Source organism: Dactylosporangium sucinum (assembly GCF_014647515.1).
GTDB classification, from domain to species: Bacteria; Actinomycetota; Actinomycetes; order Mycobacteriales; family Micromonosporaceae; genus Dactylosporangium; species Dactylosporangium sucinum.
Window position 1 is genome coordinate 83,112 of record NZ_BMPI01000002.1, and the last position, 18,024, is coordinate 101,135.

The following is an 18,024-nucleotide window of genomic DNA, read 5'->3' on the forward strand; positions in this document are numbered from 1 at the left end:
CCATGGCAGCCGGAAGTCTCCATCGATCATGGGCCGGCCGCGGCACGACCCTGCGCGACGCGGCGCGGCACAGGCGTAAGCCGCCCGGCTGCCCGCGCCGCCGCCCACCAATCTCGGTTCGGACGCGTCCCGACATCGGCATGAGGGTGCATCGACCAACGTCTCAGCCAGACCGGGGCGCGGGCGGCGCGGGCGGCGCGGGCGCAGGCGAGCGGACGCGGCGCGGACACGCGGACGACAGGCACAGACGTTGGTCGATCTACCCTCGGCATCGGAGATCGAAGTGAGGGTAGATCGACCGACGTCTTAGCTGGGCCGGGAGCCGGGAGCCGGGGGGCGGGGGCGGGGCCGGGCGGCGGGAGCTGTCAGTAGCCGTAGCGGTTCTTCAGGTGGCGCCACCAGTCGCGGAACATCCAGGCGTCGAACTCGGTGATCTGCGACGCCGAGCCCGCCTTCATGAGGAAGCCGCCGACGCCCGTCGGGGTCCAGTCGTAGAAGTCGTCCAGGCCGAAGCTGTGGCCCATCTCGTGCAGCAGAATGTGGATGTTGTCGGTGTCGAGCGCGCCGACGTAGTACTCGCTGCCGATGCGCTGGCCCCAGTCGCCGCCGGCGCCGCCGCCGAAGCCCGCGGTCAGCCACAGCGACATGTCGTAGTGGTGCGACGGGCCGCCGGGACAGTTGGGATACTGGCCGCTCTGGTTGAAGAAGCGCCCGCACGGCGTCGAGCACTGCGGGGCGTTCTCCCGGATGTCGTTGACGTAGATGTCGACCGAGGTGTCGCTCCACTGTAGCTGCGCGCGGTCGCGCACCGCCCAGCCGACCACCTTCACGGGGACGTTCTGGTACGGCCAGCCGTTGTGGCCCACCATGACGTCCATCCATTTCTTGAACTGCCGCTGCAGCGCCGCGTGGATGCGGTCGCGCAGCGCGGCGCTCACCGTCGCCGACGAGTCCCAGCGCACGCAGTAGTTGATGCTGCCGCCGTTGGCGAAGAGCTGGTCCCAGCCGTAGTTCCGGAACCCGTACAGGTTGGTGTAGGTCTGCTCCTGGTGCGTCCACACCTGGTTGAGCGGGGTGACCAGGTTGGCCGGCGGGTTCCAGCCGGTGGTCGGGGTGGTCGGGGTCGTGGTGATCGCCGAGGCGTAGGCCCGCACCTCCAGCAGGCCGACCGACGCCGACCCGCTCTGCAGGACCACCCGCAGCCGGCTGGTGCTCACCTGGTTGAAGTTCACCGCGTTGTACTTGTTCACGGCGACGGGATAGCCGCTCACACCGGACACGTCGGCGTACGCGGAGCCGGTCCAGTACTGCAGCCGCCACGACGCCGGCAGCCGCACGCCGCCGTTGTCGTCGAAGAAGTAGACGTCGGCCGAGCGCAGGGTCTGCGCCGACGGCCAGGTGAGCAGCACCCACTGCTCGCCGGTGTTGGGCCAGGTGCCCCAGCGCCGGTTGACCGTGTCGTTCGAGGTGGTGGGGTCGATGCCGTCGTTGACGGCGGCCACGCTCTCCCACGGCGACGTGTAGGACGCGGTGGCGGTGGCGGCGCGGGCCAGGTTGTCGCCCTGGCCGGGGGCCGCGTCCGCCACGACGGGCACGCCGACGAGCAGCGCGAGCGTCGCGGCGGCCACGGCGGCGATGCTGGGCAATCGCATCTGCGGGTCCTCCCTCAAATAGAACTCAGATCGAACTCGGAGCCGATCCGAAAACCTTTTCGGGCGGACCTTGACATCGAAGAACCCAACTGTCAACGCATCGACGCAAGTGACTGTAACACCAGCGAGACGAAAACTTTTCGGCCGTGAAAGTTACACGGTCCAGCGGGCGAGCAGGTCGGCCAGCTCGCGGGTCCGCGGGTGGTCGTCGCCCTGCACGTCGCGCATCTCCGCCAGTACCGTCGCCGCATCCGCGACCGCGCCCCGCTCGTCGCCGCCGCGGTGGCGCAGCTCGGCCCGCTGGTGCCGAGTGCGCAGCGGGCGCCGGTGCGCGCGGCCGAAGACCTCCTCGACCACCGGCTGGAGGCCCCCGTCGGGGCCGTCGGCGGCGGCGATGGCCCGCCAGGCCCGCGCGTACGCGGCGAGCACCGCCGGGCGGGACGCGGCCGGCACCCAGAGCTTGGTCCGGCCCCGGGCGCGGTGGAACGCGGCCGCGGCGAGCTGGGACTTGCCGGCGCCGCCGGGACCGGCGAGCAGGACCTGCCGCACGTCGCCGCCACCGAGGGCGGCGTCGATCGCGGCCGCGAGCCGGGGGCGCTCCCGCAGCGCGGCCGCGTCGGTCGGCGGCCGCCCGATCACCACGGCCGCGGCGGGCTGGTCGGTGGCCGGCACCGGGCGGCGGGGCTGGGGCGGGGCCGCCCGCCACAGGCTGCGCCAGTGCTCCACCGGGACGCTCCTGCTGTACCCCGAGCCGGGCGGCCGCCCCGTCAACCTCACCGTCGCCTGACGCCGGGCGCCGTCGCGGTGCTCGTGCCAATGTGTGACAACGACCGCCCCTAGATGCGATGGTCTCCGAGCGTGGTAGGTGGTGTGGGGTCCAAGACGCTCTTCGAGGAGTACGTGCGGGCCCGCGCCGCGGGGCTGGCGCGGGTCGCGTTCCTGCTGACCGGCGACGCCCACCTCGCCGAGGACCTCGTGCAGGTCACGCTCATCGAGGTGGCGTCGCGGTGGGAACGCATCCTGGCCGGCGGCGACCCCGAGCCCTACGTTCGCACGGTGCTGTACCGCAAGCACCTGTCGTGGTGGCGCCGCCACCGGCGGGACGCCCGCCCGACCGGCGAGCTGCCGGAGCCGGCGGTGCCCGACATCGCCGGCGAGGTCACCACGACCGTCGCCGTGCGGCGGGCCCTCGACACCCTGGCGCCGAAGCAGCGGGCGGTGCTCGTGCTGCGGTACTTCGAGGATCTCACCGAGTCCCAGGCCGCGACCGTCCTCGGGGTGCGGGTCGGCACCGTCCGCAGCCAGACCCGCGACGCCCTGGCCCGGCTGCGCCGCCTCGCCCCCGAACTGTCCGACCTCGCCAAGGCGGTGGACCGATGACCACGCGACTGCAGGAGGCCCTGACCGAGCTGGCCGGGGACGCGCGGCCACCGGCCACCGCCGGCCTCTGGGTGCAGGGACGACGCCGCAGGCGGCGCCGCCGGTGGACGGCGGGCGGTCTGGCGCTGATCGCCCTGGCCGCGGTGGCCGGGCCCGCGCTGCTCGTCCGGCCCGGGCCACCGGCGGCGGTCCCCGGCGACGGCGGCGGCCCCGCGGTGCCGCGCCGCTTCGAGCCGGCCCGGCCCTGGCAGGAGCTCGCCGAGCGCGATCCGAACGGGCCGGTCATGCTCACCTTCGTCAACGTCCAGGGCCGCCTGTCGCTGCCGGCCAGGCCGGTCACCGTCATCGGCCAGGACGGTTCCTTCCGCGGCTCGGCGCGGCTGGGCCGGCTCTCGCCCGACGGGCGGTTCCTCGCCCAGCCCGACCGGATCGTCGACCTGTCGACCAACGCCGTCGTGCCGATCGACGCCTCGTTCGGATCCGTGGCCGACTGGTCGCCGGACGGCCGGCAGCTCCTGATGACCTCGCCGACCGGCGCCACCGTGGTGGAGGCGGCCACGGGCCACGGTGAGCGGCTCGGGGTCGGCAGCCCGTCGGGGGGCGCGTTCTCCCCGGACGGCCGCCGGGTCGCCCTGGCCGAGTCCGACCAGGTGACGGTCGTCGACGCGGCCACCGGCGACGCCGCGGCCCGGGTGCCGTACGGGGCCTGGCAAAGGTTCGCCGGCTGGGACGCCACCGGCGGCCGGCTCATCTTCCTCGTCGCTGAGCAGTGCCCGTGGAGCGAGTGCGGGCGCGACGCGACCAGCCGCGACAGCGCGCTCGCGCTCCTGGCCCGGCAGCGGTGGCACCTGCGGTTCGTGGACGTCGCCACCGGCGCGGCGACGGACGAGTCGCGCACCGGCCGCAGCGGCTGGCCCGACCGGCTGATCGGCTGGCACGACGGAGCCGCGATCTGGATCGTCGACGGCCGGACGATCCAGGCGGTGCGGCCCGGCGAGCCGGCGGCGGTCCTGGCCGAGGGTCCCTCGCGCGCCGAGCAGCTCGACGTCGCCCGCGACCTCGTCGTCGCGGGACGGTTCGGCGGCCCGGACCTGGACGCGCCGCTCACCCCGCTGCGGGAGGAGTGGCGGTGGCTCCTGGCGGTGGTGGCCACGCTGGTGGCCGTGGCCGGGCTGGCGGTGGCGGTCCGGCGGCGGCCCCTCACCGGCCGCCGCCGTACCCCGCCACACCCCACCTAGGGCGGTCTATGGATGGACGCGCAGTGCCGTTGGGGCAGCAGGACGGCGGCCAGCGTGAGCCTGTTCGACAAAATTCAACAAGTTCCATAGAGACTGCACTCGATCAGACATTCTGTCAAGCATTGACAGAAGCGACGAACACGCGCCACAGCACCACTCCCCCGACGCCGCCGGCCACGGCCGCCCCGGCCAGCACCGGCCACGCCGCCCACAGCCGGTGCCGCGCCGCGAGCCACCCGAGCACGACGAGCGGCAGCACGATCCGCACGGCCGTCCCGGCGGCGACGGCCCGGACGAACGGGTCGTCGCTCAGGAGCACCCGCCAGGGCACGGTCGTCGCCCAGCCCTCGGCGGACAGCAACCCGCAGGCCACCCCGGCCGCGCCCGCCGCCCACCGGGGCGGCCCGGTGCGCACGGCGTGGCCGAGCAGCCCGAGCAGCGGCCCGGCCACGAGCGAGCCGGCCAGCCACACGCCGGTCATGAGGGCGACGGACCGCAGCCCGTAGGCGTCGGCCGAGCTGCCGTCCTCCAGCGTGAAGCCGCTCCACCGCCGGCTGACGAAGACGACCAGCAGGTAGTACACGAGCGTCGCCACGACCAGGGTCCCGGTGGCGCGGACCACCGCGGCGCGCCGGGCAGTGGCGGACCAGCCGGCCAGGAACGCGGCGAGGCCCCACGCGAAACCGCTGCTCGTCACGGCGACCGCTACGGCCCTGGCGGCGCCGTCGAGGTAGTCGGCGAGGAACGCGAGCAGCCCGAGGCCGGCCGCCGCGAGCGCCCACACGGGCCTACGCGACGTCACGGACCTCGATGACCCTGGTGGTGGGGGCCGCCGGGCCGAGGGTCTCGCGCAGGGCGAGGCGGTCGGGGTCGGCGAGGAAGGACTCGTAGCCGTCGCGGGAGGCGAACCGGATCAGGTGGACCTCGGTGGCGCCGTCGGCGCTGCGGGTGCGGCGCTCGAGGACGCCGCCGTGGCGGCCCAGGTGGGCCAGGACGGCGTCCTCGTAGCGCCGGCCGGCCTCGGCCTCGCCCGGGGCCATCTCCACCACGGCCGCCAGGAGCAGCCCGTCGTCATCGGCCACGGCCCGACCATACCTGTCCGCCCGCGAGTCAGCGGGCCGCGCCGTGGTACTTGATGCCGAGTGACGGGCGGGCCACCGCCGCGACCGGGGTGTCGGCGCCCTCGTGCCAGCCGAGGTACGCCTCCTTCGTGCCACCGACCCAGCCCCGGCCGACGCGGCGGGGGGTTGTGCCGGTCTCCATGCGCACCGCGTACAGGTGGCCGCCGGACGCCGGGATCGCCCGCAGCTCCGCCACGTCGATCCACGGGAGGGTCTCCGCGCGGTCGCGCCACCGCAGGACGATGCCGCGGTCGGTGAGCTCGGTGCGGCCGGACAGCCACGGAAGCACGAACAGGGCGAACACCGCGGCCGCGACCAGGAGCGACACTGCCGCGAGCACGATCCACAGCCAGGCGAGCGTCTTCAGCCCCAGGTCCATCCAGGCGGGGCCGCCGCCGCTGAGGTAGCTGCCGGAGAACACGATGCCGGTCACCGCGAGGGCGACGAGCAGCGCGATCAGCGCGAAGACGAAGCCGTGGGTGCGCAGCAGGGCGCGGTCGCGGCGGAGGCGGACCACGGTCAGAACCCACCCTGGCGGCGGAGCTTGTCGATCTCGGCCAGCGCGTCGTCGGCCGACATGCGGAACTTCTGCTCGGCCTCGGCCATCAGCTTGGTCGGGTCGGCCTTGCCGGTCAGGGCGTCCATGACCTCGCCGCCGACCACCTCCTGCATCGCCGCCATCGTCTGCTGCTGGAGGTCCTCGATCGCGGCCCGGGCGGCGGCCAGCGTCGCCTCGCCGATTTCCTGCGACGACGAGCGCATCGCCCGCGGGTCGATGGTGATGGCCGACAGGCCGCCGTCGCCGCGGGCCTCGGCGGTCACCAGGCCGCCGAGCGCCTCGCCGCGGCCCACCATGGCGGCCGACCTCCGCTGGAAGTCCTCGACCGCGCGCATCTGCCGCAGCGCGTCCTCGACGATCCGGTCCGGATCCATGGTCACTTCCTCTCGTTCTCGGTCACGGGCCGGCCGGGGCCGGGAGCTCCTTCTTCGGCGCGACGTAGTCGCCGCTGCCGAGCGGCGAGTAGTCGATCTTGATCTGCTGGAAGTCGGCACCCTTGACGCCGCCCGGCTCGGAGCCGACGAACATCTTCAGCCCGAACCCGGCCATCAGGATCGCGGTGCCGCCGGCGGCGATCCCGGTCAGCACCTTCCCGGCGGCGCCGGCGACCATCGCGATGGCGGAGACGACCGCCTCGGCCGCGCTCTTGACCGCGGGGAAGGCCGGTGTCGCCATCGCCATGATGACGGCCACGACGCAGGCGGCGATGAAGGCGGCGGCGGTGACGGCCATGACGCAGAAGGCGAAGTAGGCGGCGGCGACGGCCTGCAGGGCGGTGCCGGTGCTGCCGAGCCCGACCATGAGGGCGAAGCGGAGCGCGCTGCTGATGAAGGGAGCGGCCCCCAGGGAGGTGCCGAGGGCGGCACGCAGCATCACGATGCCGAGGGAACGGCCGTCCACCCGGCGGTTCTACGCGCGGCGCCGGCGGCTCACGCGGGATCCGGACGGGCATCGGGGACCGCGGGCAGCACGCCGGTGTCGACCGGCGACCGGTTGCCGGATGCGCCGAAGGCGCGGAGCACGACCGTGTCGTCGTCCCCTCCCGGTCCGCCGACCGCGGGAAAGACGACGGTGTCAGCCTCGGTGCCGGGCACGGCGGGCACGGCGGGCACGACCGGTGGTGGCGGGGCCGGGCGGTAGCCCCTGCCCGCGGCGTGCCGCCCCCTCGGCCGCGGTGACTCCTCGTCGGTCTCGTTCCAGCCGGCGGCGAGGATCCCGACGGCGACGCCCAGCAGCAGGGGCCACTGGCTGGACTCCGAGAAGTAGGGGAACGCCAGCAGGCAGATCGGCGTGATGAGCCCGAAGATCGCCGCCGCGCGGTGCAGTGCGGGGGCCCGCCGCCCGGCCAGGGTGCGCATGGCCAGGACCGCGGCGATGAGCAGGAACGCGGTCACGAGCAGCACGGCGCCGGGCCCGAAGCGCAGCCAGTCCTGCAGCCATTCGTTGTGCACGTACAGCACCGTGGTCTTGTCCGACGCCAGGCCGGGCAGCTGAGGGTGCTGCGGCCCGATCCCGGTCCAGAAGTTCTTGCGGACGTAGGACCATGCGACGCGGATGTCCTCGAAGTGCCCCTGGCTGGACTCGGCGGCCACGTTGTGGCCCTTGTCGCCCGTGTTCGCCTTGGGGGGAGCACTGCGCCTGGGGCCGGCGGTCGGGGTGGCCGGCGTGCCGGCCGACTCGGCCGCGCTCGGTGTGGGCGGGACGCTCCTGCGCGGAGTGGCGCCCTGCGTGGGCGCGGCCGTCGCCCCCGCCGGGGCGGCCGAAGAGGCGCCGAGCACCCGGCTGGTGATGTCCGACCGCATCCCCGGCAGGACCAGGATGCAGACGACCAGCGCCACGGCGCTGACGGCGGCGCGGCGCGCGATGGCCGTCCACTCGCGGCAGAGCACGACGGTGAACGCGAGGACGACGAACGTGGCGAGCCAGATGGTGAGCCGGAAACCGATCAGCACCAGGGCCAGCGACAGCCCCATGGCCAGCCCGGCCGGCCAGGTCACGCGCGCCCGGCCGACCAGCAGCGCGCCGAAGACCGCGGTCGCGACGGCGGGCAGCGCCGAGTCGTAGTACGTGAAGTACCGGCTCACCCGGTCGTCCGCGGCCTGCCCGGTGGCCACCGCGTAGACCGCGGCGATCACGAGGAGGCCCAGGCCGCTCACCGCCGCGATCTTGACGGCCCTGATCTCCTCGGGGAACTGCATGACGAGCAGTCCGATGACGACGCCCAGCGCGGCCACGGCGAAGTTGCGGCTGTTCTGGTTGGCGGCGGAGACGACGGACTGGCCGTAGACGATCCCCAGCACGAAGGCGAGCAGCGCGAGCGCACCCAGGCAGCCGAGCAGCCACCAGGCGGTCCGGCTCGGCCGGAGCCGGCCGCCGCGGCGGTACAGGCGCAGGAGCGTGACGGCGACCGCCGAGGCGGCGAGGAAACTGATCGCCGGGACCTTGCCCTGGTAGTAGATCTGCGATCCCAGCATCGTCACGTAGTCGAAGCCCCGGCCCGACGGGGCCTCGCGTGCCGTGATCGCGAAGAACACAACGGTGGCCAGGGAGTACCGCCACGTGACGACCGGCAGCGCCAATGCCGCCAGCACGGTGACGTAGTAGCTCGGCGACCAGATGCAGACGACGACGCCCAGGGCCAGTGCCGCGACGGCGCGCACCCAGAAGAGCGGCCCGAGGTCGGCCACGGGTCGGCTCGTCCCTGCACCGGTGCCTGGTGAGGGGTGCGCGGGCGCTGGATCGCTCATGATCGTCAGGGCTCCGTCGCCATCACCTGCACCGCTCCGCCCGGGAACAGTGCGCACAATTGGGTCCGGCCGCCCACCTTGCGGGCGAAGACGCGGACCGCGTCCGCCGCCGGAGCCGGCGGCGTCGCCTGCACCCGCAGGTCGAACGCCGGCCGGATCACCAGGTTCTTCCGGTCGCCGAGGCCGGTGGTCAGCTCGACCTGGGTGGTGGGGTCCGGCGTGCCGATCCACCCGAGGCCCGTGCCCGGGACGGGAACTCCCTGCTTGTCCTTGACGCCGGGCTGCCAGAACAGCGCCCGGATGCTCGACGAGCCGCGCTCACCGCCGAAGTCGACGGCGGCGGTCGCGCAGTTCATGACCTTGGTGTCGATCATGGTGCCGGTCGGCTCGTCCGGCTTCGGCCCGGCCACGAGCTGGATGCCGACCTCGCGACCGGGTCCGGCGTGGTTGTAGCCGAGGACCGTCCCGCCGATCCAGCGGCAGCCGCTGCGGGAGATGCGCACGCCTATGCCACCGTTGAGGTCGGCGTAGCAGTTCATGCAGCTGACGTGCGCGGCGGCGAGGTCGAAGGCGATGTTCTGGTCGAGGCCCCAGGCGTGGCAGTTCACCATCAGCGTCCCGGGGCTGTTGCCGGCGATCCGGAAGCCGGAGTCGCGGTTCTGGAACGTCAGGCAGTTGAGGAACATCGAGTCGTGCGGTCCCGTGAAGTTGATGCCGTGACCGTCGTTGTCGTGCGACCGGATCCCCGACAGCCGCGCCTCCATCTGGTGCGAGGGGGCCGGCAGGGCGCTGGAGGTCCCCCACTCGCTGTAGATGCCGTCGTTGCGGCAGTTGAAGACGATGACGTCGCTGATCTCGTACGCGTAGCTGTACAGCCGCATGCCGTAGCCGCCGTTGGGGTTCTGGTCCTTGTTCCCGTCGAGCGTGAGGTCGCGGACGCTGAACAGGGTCGTCCCGTCGGCCGAGTCGGTGCCGGTCAGCTTGTCGAAGCCGGGGGACTCGAGGATGGCGGTGTTCGCTGCGGGCCAGAGCTTGAGCACCGTGGCGTCGCCACCGGAACCGCGCAGGTGGATCCGCGAGTGCAGGGTCAGCCGACGCGTCAGGTACGTCCCGGGCGGGAGCAGGACGATGCCGCCGGTCTCACGCGCGGCGTCGATCGCCGCCTGGAGCTTCTCCGTGTCGTCGGCCTTGCCGTCCCCGGCGGCGCCGAAGTCGCGGACGTTGAACGCCGCCTCGCCGGCCCGGCCTTCCGGGGAACCGCCCCAACCGGCGATCACACCCGCCGCGGTGGCCCCCGCGCCCGCCGCCAGCGCCCCACCCGTCAGCGCCGCGCGGCGGGAGACGACCCGTGCCGCCGGCTGCATGTCCGGATAGTCGTCGATCATGCGGTCTCCTGGTGCGACCCGCGCGGGCCGGCGAAGCAAGCGGCGCAACAGCGGGTCGAACAGCACGGTCCGCGGACGAGCCAGGATTTTATCGAGCATGTCTGCCTGCGCGCCGCTTCGGTGCGATGACCGTGCTGATCCGGGAGATGAGTTGATCCTGGATCCGGACGACGTCGTCCCGGTACAGCATCGTAAGCATGCGCACAGTGTGCGCGCTGCCCGACCGGCGCAGGGCGGCGGCGGCGATCACGACCGATACGCCGTAGCCACCGAGGCTGGCCAGCGCCGCGCCGACGGCGCCGAGGGAGGCGAGCGCGAAGAGGAGCACGACGCCGCACGCCGAACCGACCACGAGCGCGATCGAGGACCAGCCGGCCTTGCCGTTGCCCAGCAGTACCGCCGTGAACAGCGTCATGTTCGTGTAGAGGATGGTCGCCAGGCACAGGATCACGGTCGGCGTCACCGCGGGGGCGAAGGCCCCGCCGAAGACGAACGGCACCGCGAACGGCGCGACGAGCGCCAGGAAGCCGCAGGCGAACACCGACGTCGCGACGGCCAGCCGGGCGACCTGGGTCGCGCTGCGCGGCTCGGTGGTGTCGGGCTTGCCGAGCAGGACGGTGCGGGCCGCGGTCGCGATGACCATCGGGATCTCCGCGACGCTGACCGCGACCGCGTAGTAGCCGAGCTCCTTCGCGCCGATGACCGGCAGGCCGACGATCTGGTCGAGGCGCGCGCTGGAGACGGCGGCGAGCGAACCGGGCAGGCAGGCCATGGCGTAGGTGAACAGCGACCGGCTCGGGATCGCCGCCGGCGGCGGGCCGTCCTCGTCGGGCACCGTCCGCAGCCGCTGCAGGCCGGCCACCACGCCGACCACGGCGGTGATCACGAAGAGCAGCGCGGCCCAGAACGCGTCGAGGTCGAACGCGAGGCAGGCGAAGATGACGATCCCGGTGCGGGCCAACGCCGGCAGCACCTTGACCAGGTTCACGCCGTGGATGTCGGAGGCGCCCGTGAGCCCGCCGATGAACAGGTTCGACACGACGTGCAGCGGGGCCAGCACGACGAGGATGAGGAACAGCCGGTAGTGGTCGGCGTCGTCGGCGAAGACGAACATGCCGAGCGCGCCGAGCAGCACGATGCTGAGCACGCCGAGCGGCACCGACGCGATGAGGCTCACCTTGGCCGCGGCCCGGCGGCCGAGGCTGCCGTTGCGCACGTGGAAGCTCAGCGCGTCCTGCAGGCCGAACGTGCCGAGCCAGCCGTAGACGACGATGGGCAGGGTCAGCGCCGCGTAGAGGCCGCGGTTCTCCGGGCCGAGCTCGCGCGACAGGAACGGGCTGACGAGCAGGCCGCTGATCGGGATCAGCAGGTTGGCGAAGGACGCGATGGCCAGTTTTCTCGTCGACATCAGCGCTGCCCGAGATAGCCGGTCGCGCCGAGCGACCCGATGAGGCGCTCGGCGAAGTACTCCTCGGAGAACTGCTGCCGGACCAGGCGGAGCGCCTCGCCGGCCATCTTGTCGAGGTCCTCCGCGGTCGCCGACACGAGCTCGTGGGCGAGCCCGGCCGGCGTGTCGGCCAGCCGCACGGCCCCGTTCGACGGGACGCCCTCCGCGCCGACCAGCGTGGCGAAGACCGGCACCGAGTGGGCCAGCAGCGTCAGCGTCTTGAGCTTGACGCCGGCGCCGCTCCACAGCGGCACGACGGCGGCCCGGGCTGTGGCCAGGACCGGGCGCAGGTCCTCGACGAAGCCGAGCACCTCGACCCCGTCGTGGCGGGCGAGCTCGTCCCGGACGGCGTCGGTGAGCCCGGAGCCGATGAGGCTCAAGGTGTACCCCGAACGCCGGGCGACCGGCCAGCCCTCGTCGAGGAACCGGCGCAGCCCGAGCAGGTTGGGCCGGTAGGAGAAGCTGCTGAGCCACACGAGGTGCCCGGGCCGCGGCGCCGGGGTGTGGCCGCTGGGCACGGTGACGCAGCTGGGCAGGGTGAAGTCGGCCGGCCGGTGGTAGTGCTCGGCCAGCCGCGCGGACTCCGCGTCGCTCGTCACCGACACGGTGCTGCAGCGCCGGAGGGCCTCGGCCTCGAAGCGGGCGGAGGCGCGGGCCAGGAACTGCGCCCGCAGCCGGTGCGCCCGGCTCGGTGCCTCGTCGACGTCCTGCCGGGTGCTCGCCGCGAGCACGTTGGCCTTGTCCCAGTGCCAGCGCAGCGTGGTGTCGCGGAAGTACGCGCCGGCCGCCTCGCCGATCGCGAGCGCCGCGCCGGTGCTGCGGGCGAGCCGTTCGTGCAGGCCCTCGCTGTACCGCGTGCGCACCCACGGCGGCATGCCCTCCAGCGACGCCTCGGGGAACCGGCCGAGCGGGCCGAGGCGATTCAGCCGGTACGGCGTCGCGGGGAAGTCGGCCACGGTCACCCCGGGCAGCATCCGCCGCAGCTCGTCGACCAGCGCGGTGGTGGTGTCGTGGCGCCGCACGACGAGCAGCGTATAGGGCCGGGAACGGGCGATCGCGCGAAGGATCATGAGCACCCGCACCGGGTCGCCACGGTCCTGCGGCAGCGGGAAGAAGGTCGACACGACGGTGAGGTTCGTCGACGCACCCGGGTTCATCGGCGCACCCCTGTCTCGACCAGCGCGTTCCAGGTGCCGAGCAGCCGCTGCGCCTGCAGGCCGGGGGCGAACTCCGAGCGGATCCGCGCGCGCAGCGCCGCGGACCGGCGCCACGCCTCGTCGGGCGCCCCGGCGGCGTGCGCGATGGCGGCGGCGAGCGCGGCGGCGTCGTTCGGCGGCACCAGCCAGCCGGCGTCGCCGGTGACCAGCTCCGGGATGCCGGAGACCGCGGTGGTGACCACCGGCACGCCGCGGGCGGCCGCCTCCATGAGGACCACGGGGATGCCGTCGACGTCGCCGTTGGCGGCCGGCCGGCAGGGCAGCACCGCGAGGTCGGCGCCGGCGAGCGCGCGCATCGCCACGTCGTGGGCGGCGGCACCGTGCAGCATTACGCTGCCGGACAGCGCGGGGTCGGCCGCGACGGCCTGTCGCAGCCGCTCGCCCTCGGGGCCGTCGCCGTAGACGTCGTACCGCACCGGGTGCCCGGCCGCGACGAGCCGGGCGACGGCCGCGACCGCGGTGTCGATGCCCTTCTTCTCGATGAGCCGCGCGATCGTGACGATCCGCAGCGGCCCGGGTGCGCGGTGTGCCGGAGGGTCGGTGAACGTGCCGTCGAACGCGGCCCGCACGACGCTGTGCGACACGCGCGACAGGTCGACGCCCTTCTCCCGCAGCTGCGTGGCCGCCGCGGACGAGATGACGAACAGGTGGCTGAGCGCGGCCACGCGCCGGTCGAGCGCCCCCGGGTTGCCGTCGAGCAGGAAGTCGGCGGCGTGCGCGAGCGCGGTCACCGGCACGCCGAGCCGCTCCGCGACGAGCACCGCGACGGCGGTGGGCAGGTTGACGAAGTGGGTGTGCACGACGTCGGGCCGGAACGCGGCGACGTCCCGCTCCAGCGCGGTCGCGTAGGCGCTCGCGAGCAGGGCCCGCGCGCCGTACGAGGCGCCGAGCCGGCCGACCTGCCCCGGCACCCGGCCGGGGTGGTCGAGCAGGCTGCGCAGCGCGCTGACCGCCTCGGCCCGGCGTCCCCGGGGCCGGTCACGGGCGAAGAACGGCGCCACCTCGGCGCCCGCGGCGCGCACGGCGTTGATCTCCGACCAGATGAAGGTCTCGCTGTACGTCGGCTCTCGCAACAGCACGTACGCCACGCGCAGTGGGCGACTGGCCATCCGCCCTCCGCTGTGCTCCGGCCGCCCGATCTCCGGGCTGAACCCGTGGCGACCGACCCCTGCGCTCCGCTCCGGACCGGTCACTCTGGGTGCCTTCCGCTCGCCGTCGCCCGCACGCCGAGTACGGTACCGAAGAACGCCGCGTGAGCGTCCGCGCACTCGTCGTCGGTGAGCAGCCCCGGCGTGCGGGCCGCCCCGGCCGCGAGCCGGGCGCGCAGGTCGCCGGGCGCGGCGAGGGTCCGCAGCGCGTCCGCGAGGGCACCGGCGTCGCCGGGCGGCACGAGCAGCCCGTTCTCGCCCGGCCGGAGCCACTCCCCCGGCCCGCCGCCCTCGGTGGCGACGACCGGCTTCGCGTGCGCGAGCCCCTGCAGCACCGACTGGCCCAGCGGCTCCGCGCGGGTCGAGGCGTGGACGAGCACGTCGACGCCGTCGATGAACCGGGGGATGTCCTCGACGTGCCCGAGGAAGTCGACCTGGCCGGCGATGCCGAGCCGGGCCGCCTGCTCGCGCAGCTCCTCCTCGTAGGCGGCCTCGCCGAACAGCGCGGCGCCGGCCAGGCGGGCGCGCACGTCGGTGCCGGCGAAGGCGTGGGCGAACGCCTCCAGGAACACGTGCTGGCCCTTCCAGCGCTGCAGCCGCCCGATCATGCCCACGGTGCGCACCCGGTCGGCCACGGACGGCGTCGTCACGCGCCGGTCGATGCCGCTCGGGCTCTGCAGGACGGCCTGGAACACGCCCGGGCCGATCCGGCTCTCGGCCGACCGCAGGGTGGTGGCGGAGTTGGCGACGACGGCGTCGGCGCGGACCAGCCCGATGCGGGTGAACGCCTCGAAGCCGAAGCGCCCGAGGCTCTCGGGGTCGACGAGATCGCGCAGGTGCACGACGAGCGGGACGCGCCGGCGGCGGTTGGCGAGCGCGCAGATGATCGCGGCCGCCGCGGAGTTGGCGTGCAGCAGGTCGGCCTCGTGCACGAGCGGGCTGTCCCGCAGCGTCCGCGCCGCGGCCCGCAGCGCCGACAGGTACTTCGCGGCCAGCGCCGGGCTCTTGCCGCGCGTGCCGCCCCCGGGCAGGCCGGGCAGGTCGAGCTGGACCGGGACGCCGTGCACCGGCAGGCCGGCGAACGCGTCGCCGCCGGGGGACGCGCACACGGCGGCGTCCCAGCGCGACGGCCGGGCCAGCAGGCGGACCAGGGCCAGCTCGGCGCCGCCGCGCTGCGAGGTGTGGCTGACGTGGACGATGCGCATCGCGGTCAGGCGGCCTCGTCGGTGACCCACGCCGCGATGTTCGCCTTGAACACCTCGTCGGAGAAGTTCCACGCGTGCGCCCGGATCCGCTCGTGGTCGAGCTTGCCGAGGTGCTGCAGGGCGGTGGCGTAGTCGGCCGGGTCGCGGGAGTCGAGCAGGTAGCCGGTCTCGCCGTCGACGACCGTCTCCAGCAGGCCGCCGCGCCGCACGCCGAGCACCGGGGTGCCGCAGGCCTGCGCCTCGACCGGGATGATGCCGAAGTCCTCGTGCGCGGGGAACAGCAGGGCGCGGGCTCCGCAGTACAACTCGCGCAACCGCTCACGCGAAGGCCGGTGCTCGAAGTGGACCGGCACGCTCACCCGCTGCGCGGCCCGCCGCAGGTTGTCCTCCTCCGGGCCGGAGCCCGCGATCACGAGGGGCATCCGGGCGGCCTCGGCGATCTCGATGACGAGGTCGAAGTTCTTGTACGGGATCCAGCGGCCGGCGCCGAGCAGGTACTCACGCTCGCGGGGCGCGCCCGCCGCGAAGTACGCCACGTCGACCGGCGGGTGGATGACCCGGGCGTCGCGGTGCCAGAACCGGTTGATGCGGGCCTGGACCTCGCGGGAGTTCGCCGCGTAGCTGTGCACGTGCCGGCTGAGGCGCACGTCGGCGACCTGCAGCGCCTTGCGCGGCAGCGCCAGCAGGCCGCCGGAGCCGCGGCCGTCGAAGTCCGGGCTCCACACGTAGCGGGCCGGCGAGTGGATGTAGCTGAGGTACCGCGTGGCCTCGTTCGACCCCATCTTCACCGTGTGGGCGAAGGCGTGGCTGGACGACAGGACGACGTCGAAGCTCTCCCGCGTCAGCGTGCGCCAGGCCAGCGGCATCGCCGGCAGGGCGAGCGGCTTGGCCTTGCGCAGCGGGGTGCGGGCCAGCCACGACTGCTGGAAGCCGGCGCCGCGCTGCGCGTCCTCCTCCCGCCAGAGCACGAACGGCTTGGCCTGCGGCAGCACCTCGCTGATGGCGACGAAGACGTTCTCCGAGCCCCCGGTCGCGGCGAACCACTCGTGGACGATGGCGACCGATTTGCCCGGCAGGAGCTCCACGGTGGGCGTTTCCTCTCGCTTCACCGACCGCCACCGCGGAACACCTCGGCGACGGTGCGCAGCACCACCTTGGCGTCCAGCCAGATCGACCAGTTTTCGATGTAGTAGTTGTCGAACCGGGCCCGGTCGGAGATCGGGGTGTCGCCGCGCAGGCCGCTGACCTGGGCCAGGCCGGTGAGCCCGACCGGCACCCGGTGGCGCATCGCGTAGTCGGGGTGCTCGGCGGAGAACTGGTCCACGAAGTACGGCCGCTCGGGCCGCGGGCCGACGATCGTCATGTCGCCGCGCAGAATGTTCCACAGCTGGGGCAACTCGTCGAGCGAGGTCCGCCGGATGATCTTACCGACCGGGCCGACCCGCTTGTCGCCCGCGATGTTCCAGTTTGTCTGCGACTCGGCCTCGTTCACTGGGCGCATCGAGCGGAACTTCACCAGCTGGAACGGCCGGCCGAACTGCCCGATGCGCTGCTGGCGGAAGAAGATCCCGGGCCCGCCCTCCAGCCGCACCGCGATCGCGGTGATCAGCAGGATCGGGCTGAGGACGAGCAGCGCGAGGCCGGACAGTGCGATGTCGGAGGCGCGCTTCACCAGCCACTTGACGCCGCTGAGCGTGGGGCGGCGCACCCGCACGACCGGGATCGCGCCGATGTGGTCGGGGCTGCTGCTCTGCGCGCTGAACTCGCGCAGGCGCGGCACCATCCACAGGTCGTAGCCGGCGGCGGAGGTCGACCGCACGACCGGCAGCAGGCGCGACTCGGGGCAGTCGATGTCGGCGATGATGATGACGTCGCAGTCGACCATGCGGGCGACCTCGTCGAGGTCGTCGAACCGGCCGATGAGCGGGGTGCTCTCCTGCAGCTCGTGCGCGGTCGTGTCGACGTCCACGAAGCCCGCGAAGCGCAGCCCGTACTGCGGGTAGCGGCGCAGCAGCCGCGCCAGCTCGATCGCGACCGGCCCGCCACCCAGGATGATGGCGCTGTGCTCGACCCAGCGGCGGCGCCGGGCCAGCCGGACCGACGCGTAGTTGACCGCGCGGCCCAGCAGCACCAGCGTCGACGAGACGGCGATGACGCGCAGGTAGGAGGCGAGGTTGTCGGGCGAGCCGTGCCGCATCGCCACGACGATCGCGACCAGCGCGCCGGCGACCAGCATGCGGCCGAGCAGCATCGGCAGGTCGTCGAGGAAGCTCAGGTGCCGGCGCGCGCCGTAGAGCCCGCCGACGGCGAACAGCAGCACGGTGAGCCCGGCCGCCACCACGATGCTCTTCCAGTGCTGCTGGAAGTGGATCGCCGGCAGCGCGAACGCGGCGAAGTCGACCGGCAGCGAGAGCATCCAGACCCGCAGGGCCCGGGTGCGGCGGGCGGTCGACGAGCCGAGATACGGCAGGACCACGGTCGAGCCGGTGATCCCGCCCGACGGCGGCGGTGGCGGGGGCGACGCGGGAGGAGGCCTCCTTATCGACTTATTCGAATATTCGAATGTACGATCGGGATCAACCGACCGACTGTCCGCGTCCTCGCGCTGGACCGGGATCCAAGCGCCGGTCTCGTCAGCGGTCGCGAGCGAGACGTCTGCCGCCGGACCCGTGTCCGTGCGCGCAGACGCCGATCGACCCGGATCAACGTGCATGGCTCCCCCGCCGACGCAACGAGCGCATCGCCGCGCCCAATGGATCTGGATGTTAGGACCAAGTCGCCGGATTTCACCAGTCCGCAGCATGAAGCCGGTCCGGAGTTTGAGATGAGGGTCACAGGCACCAGTTGCAACTACGGGCGTATCCGGACAGTGCAACTGCAGGCATTCGCGGCACTTCGCACGTTTGCGGGCCCTCGCTAGTACCG

Annotated in this window: 17 protein-coding genes; 2 read left to right on the top strand and 15 right to left on the bottom strand. The window is 73.6% G+C overall.

Translation table 11 applies throughout. From position 1 onward, the window contains the following. Window positions 1-365: 365 nt before the first annotated feature. Both IEZ31_RS01525 and IEZ31_RS01530 read right to left on the bottom strand, forming a co-directional pair. Window positions 366-1,652 carry an immune inhibitor A gene (locus IEZ31_RS01525; RefSeq protein WP_229833952.1) on the bottom strand — a complete coding sequence of 429 codons (1,287 nt, stop codon included), beginning with the start codon at window positions 1,650-1,652 and terminating at the stop codon, window positions 366-368. Between the two features lie 153 nt (window positions 1,653-1,805). After that, on the bottom strand, window positions 1,806-2,378 hold the full coding sequence (locus tag IEZ31_RS01530) for a hypothetical protein (RefSeq protein ID WP_190247862.1): 573 nt from the start codon (window positions 2,376-2,378) through the stop codon (window positions 1,806-1,808). A 144-nt stretch (window positions 2,379-2,522) separates the two neighbouring features. Here IEZ31_RS01530 and IEZ31_RS01535 point away from each other — a divergent pair, with 144 nt between their 5' ends. Next, window positions 2,523-3,032: a SigE family RNA polymerase sigma factor gene (locus IEZ31_RS01535; RefSeq protein ID WP_229833953.1), complete on the top strand. Its 510-nt coding sequence runs from the start codon at window positions 2,523-2,525 to the stop codon at window positions 3,030-3,032. After that, window positions 3,029-4,270: a beta-propeller fold lactonase family protein gene (locus tag IEZ31_RS01540; RefSeq protein ID WP_190247864.1), complete on the top strand. Its 1,242-nt coding sequence runs from the start codon at window positions 3,029-3,031 to the stop codon at window positions 4,268-4,270. Before IEZ31_RS01535 ends, IEZ31_RS01540 begins: the two co-directional genes overlap by 4 nt. Window positions 4,271-4,385: 115 nt before the next feature. Here IEZ31_RS01540 and IEZ31_RS01545 read toward each other — a convergent pair whose 3' ends face one another. The 13 genes from IEZ31_RS01545 to IEZ31_RS01605 form a co-directional block, all read right to left on the bottom strand. Next, window positions 4,386-5,072, bottom strand: a complete 687-nt coding sequence (locus IEZ31_RS01545; protein ID WP_190247865.1) for a hypothetical protein — start codon at window positions 5,070-5,072, stop codon at window positions 4,386-4,388. Next, window positions 5,059-5,352, bottom strand: a complete 294-nt coding sequence (locus IEZ31_RS01550) for a hypothetical protein (RefSeq protein WP_229833954.1) — start codon at window positions 5,350-5,352, stop codon at window positions 5,059-5,061. Before IEZ31_RS01550 ends, IEZ31_RS01545 begins: the two co-directional genes overlap by 14 nt. Window positions 5,353-5,380: 28 nt before the next feature. Then, complete coding sequence (locus IEZ31_RS01555; protein ID WP_190247866.1) at window positions 5,381-5,908, bottom strand: hypothetical protein; 528 nt, start codon at window positions 5,906-5,908, stop codon at window positions 5,381-5,383. 2 nt (window positions 5,909-5,910) lie between these two features. Continuing rightward, the gene (locus IEZ31_RS01560; protein WP_229834006.1) at window positions 5,911-6,324 is read right to left on the bottom strand and encodes a YbaB/EbfC family nucleoid-associated protein; all 414 of its coding nucleotides are present in this window, start codon (window positions 6,322-6,324) and stop codon (window positions 5,911-5,913) included. Between the two features lie 22 nt (window positions 6,325-6,346). Next, window positions 6,347-6,850, bottom strand: a complete 504-nt coding sequence (locus tag IEZ31_RS01565; protein WP_190247868.1) for a hypothetical protein — start codon at window positions 6,848-6,850, stop codon at window positions 6,347-6,349. A 29-nt stretch (window positions 6,851-6,879) separates the two neighbouring features. Then, a complete protein-coding gene (locus IEZ31_RS01570; protein ID WP_190247869.1) occupies window positions 6,880-8,637 on the bottom strand; it encodes an O-antigen ligase family protein in 1,758 nt (585 codons plus the stop codon). A gap of 65 nt (window positions 8,638-8,702) precedes the next feature. Then, the gene (locus tag IEZ31_RS01575) at window positions 8,703-10,082 is read right to left on the bottom strand and encodes a glycoside hydrolase family 55 protein (protein WP_229833956.1); all 1,380 of its coding nucleotides are present in this window, start codon (window positions 10,080-10,082) and stop codon (window positions 8,703-8,705) included. 88 nt (window positions 10,083-10,170) lie between these two features. Then, entirely contained in the window at window positions 10,171-11,490 is a 1,320-nt protein-coding gene (locus IEZ31_RS01580; RefSeq protein WP_190247870.1) for an oligosaccharide flippase family protein, read from the bottom strand. Then, window positions 11,490-12,686: a glycosyltransferase gene (locus IEZ31_RS01585; protein ID WP_190247871.1), complete on the bottom strand. Its 1,197-nt coding sequence runs from the start codon at window positions 12,684-12,686 to the stop codon at window positions 11,490-11,492. Before IEZ31_RS01585 ends, IEZ31_RS01580 begins: the two co-directional genes overlap by 1 nt. After that, window positions 12,683-13,855, bottom strand: a complete 1,173-nt coding sequence (locus tag IEZ31_RS01590) for a glycosyltransferase (RefSeq protein ID WP_190247872.1) — start codon at window positions 13,853-13,855, stop codon at window positions 12,683-12,685. The genes IEZ31_RS01585 and IEZ31_RS01590 overlap by 4 nt, the downstream gene beginning before the upstream one ends. Before the next feature lie 80 nt (window positions 13,856-13,935). Beyond that, the gene (locus tag IEZ31_RS01595) at window positions 13,936-15,129 is read right to left on the bottom strand and encodes a glycosyltransferase family 4 protein (protein WP_190247873.1); all 1,194 of its coding nucleotides are present in this window, start codon (window positions 15,127-15,129) and stop codon (window positions 13,936-13,938) included. Further along, complete coding sequence (locus IEZ31_RS01600; RefSeq protein ID WP_229833957.1) at window positions 15,105-16,208, bottom strand: glycosyltransferase; 1,104 nt, start codon at window positions 16,206-16,208, stop codon at window positions 15,105-15,107. Before IEZ31_RS01600 ends, IEZ31_RS01595 begins: the two co-directional genes overlap by 25 nt. Beyond that, window positions 16,205-17,515, bottom strand: a complete 1,311-nt coding sequence (locus IEZ31_RS01605) for a sugar transferase (protein ID WP_190248044.1) — start codon at window positions 17,513-17,515, stop codon at window positions 16,205-16,207. Before IEZ31_RS01605 ends, IEZ31_RS01600 begins: the two co-directional genes overlap by 4 nt. Window positions 17,516-18,024 lie beyond the last annotated feature (509 nt).

Excerpts from the sequence above, each read along its gene's own strand:
- IEZ31_RS01525 (WP_229833952.1), bottom strand. The coding sequence starts at position 1,652 with ATGCGATTGCCCAGCATCGCCGCCGTGGCCGCCGCGACGCTCGCGCTG.
- IEZ31_RS01540 (WP_190247864.1), top strand. The coding sequence starts at position 3,029 with ATGACCACGCGACTGCAGGAGGCCCTGACCGAGCTGGCCGGGGACGCG.
- IEZ31_RS01560 (WP_229834006.1), bottom strand. The coding sequence starts at position 6,324 with ATGGATCCGGACCGGATCGTCGAGGACGCGCTGCGGCAGATGCGCGCG.
- IEZ31_RS01575 (WP_229833956.1), bottom strand. The coding sequence starts at position 10,082 with ATGATCGACGACTATCCGGACATGCAGCCGGCGGCACGGGTCGTCTCC.
- IEZ31_RS01580 (WP_190247870.1), bottom strand. The coding sequence starts at position 11,490 with ATGTCGACGAGAAAACTGGCCATCGCGTCCTTCGCCAACCTGCTGATC.
- IEZ31_RS01585 (WP_190247871.1), bottom strand. The coding sequence starts at position 12,686 with ATGAACCCGGGTGCGTCGACGAACCTCACCGTCGTGTCGACCTTCTTC.
- IEZ31_RS01590 (WP_190247872.1), bottom strand. The coding sequence starts at position 13,855 with ATGGCCAGTCGCCCACTGCGCGTGGCGTACGTGCTGTTGCGAGAGCCG.
- IEZ31_RS01605 (WP_190248044.1), bottom strand. The coding sequence starts at position 17,515 with ATGCTCTCGCTGCCGGTCGACTTCGCCGCGTTCGCGCTGCCGGCGATC.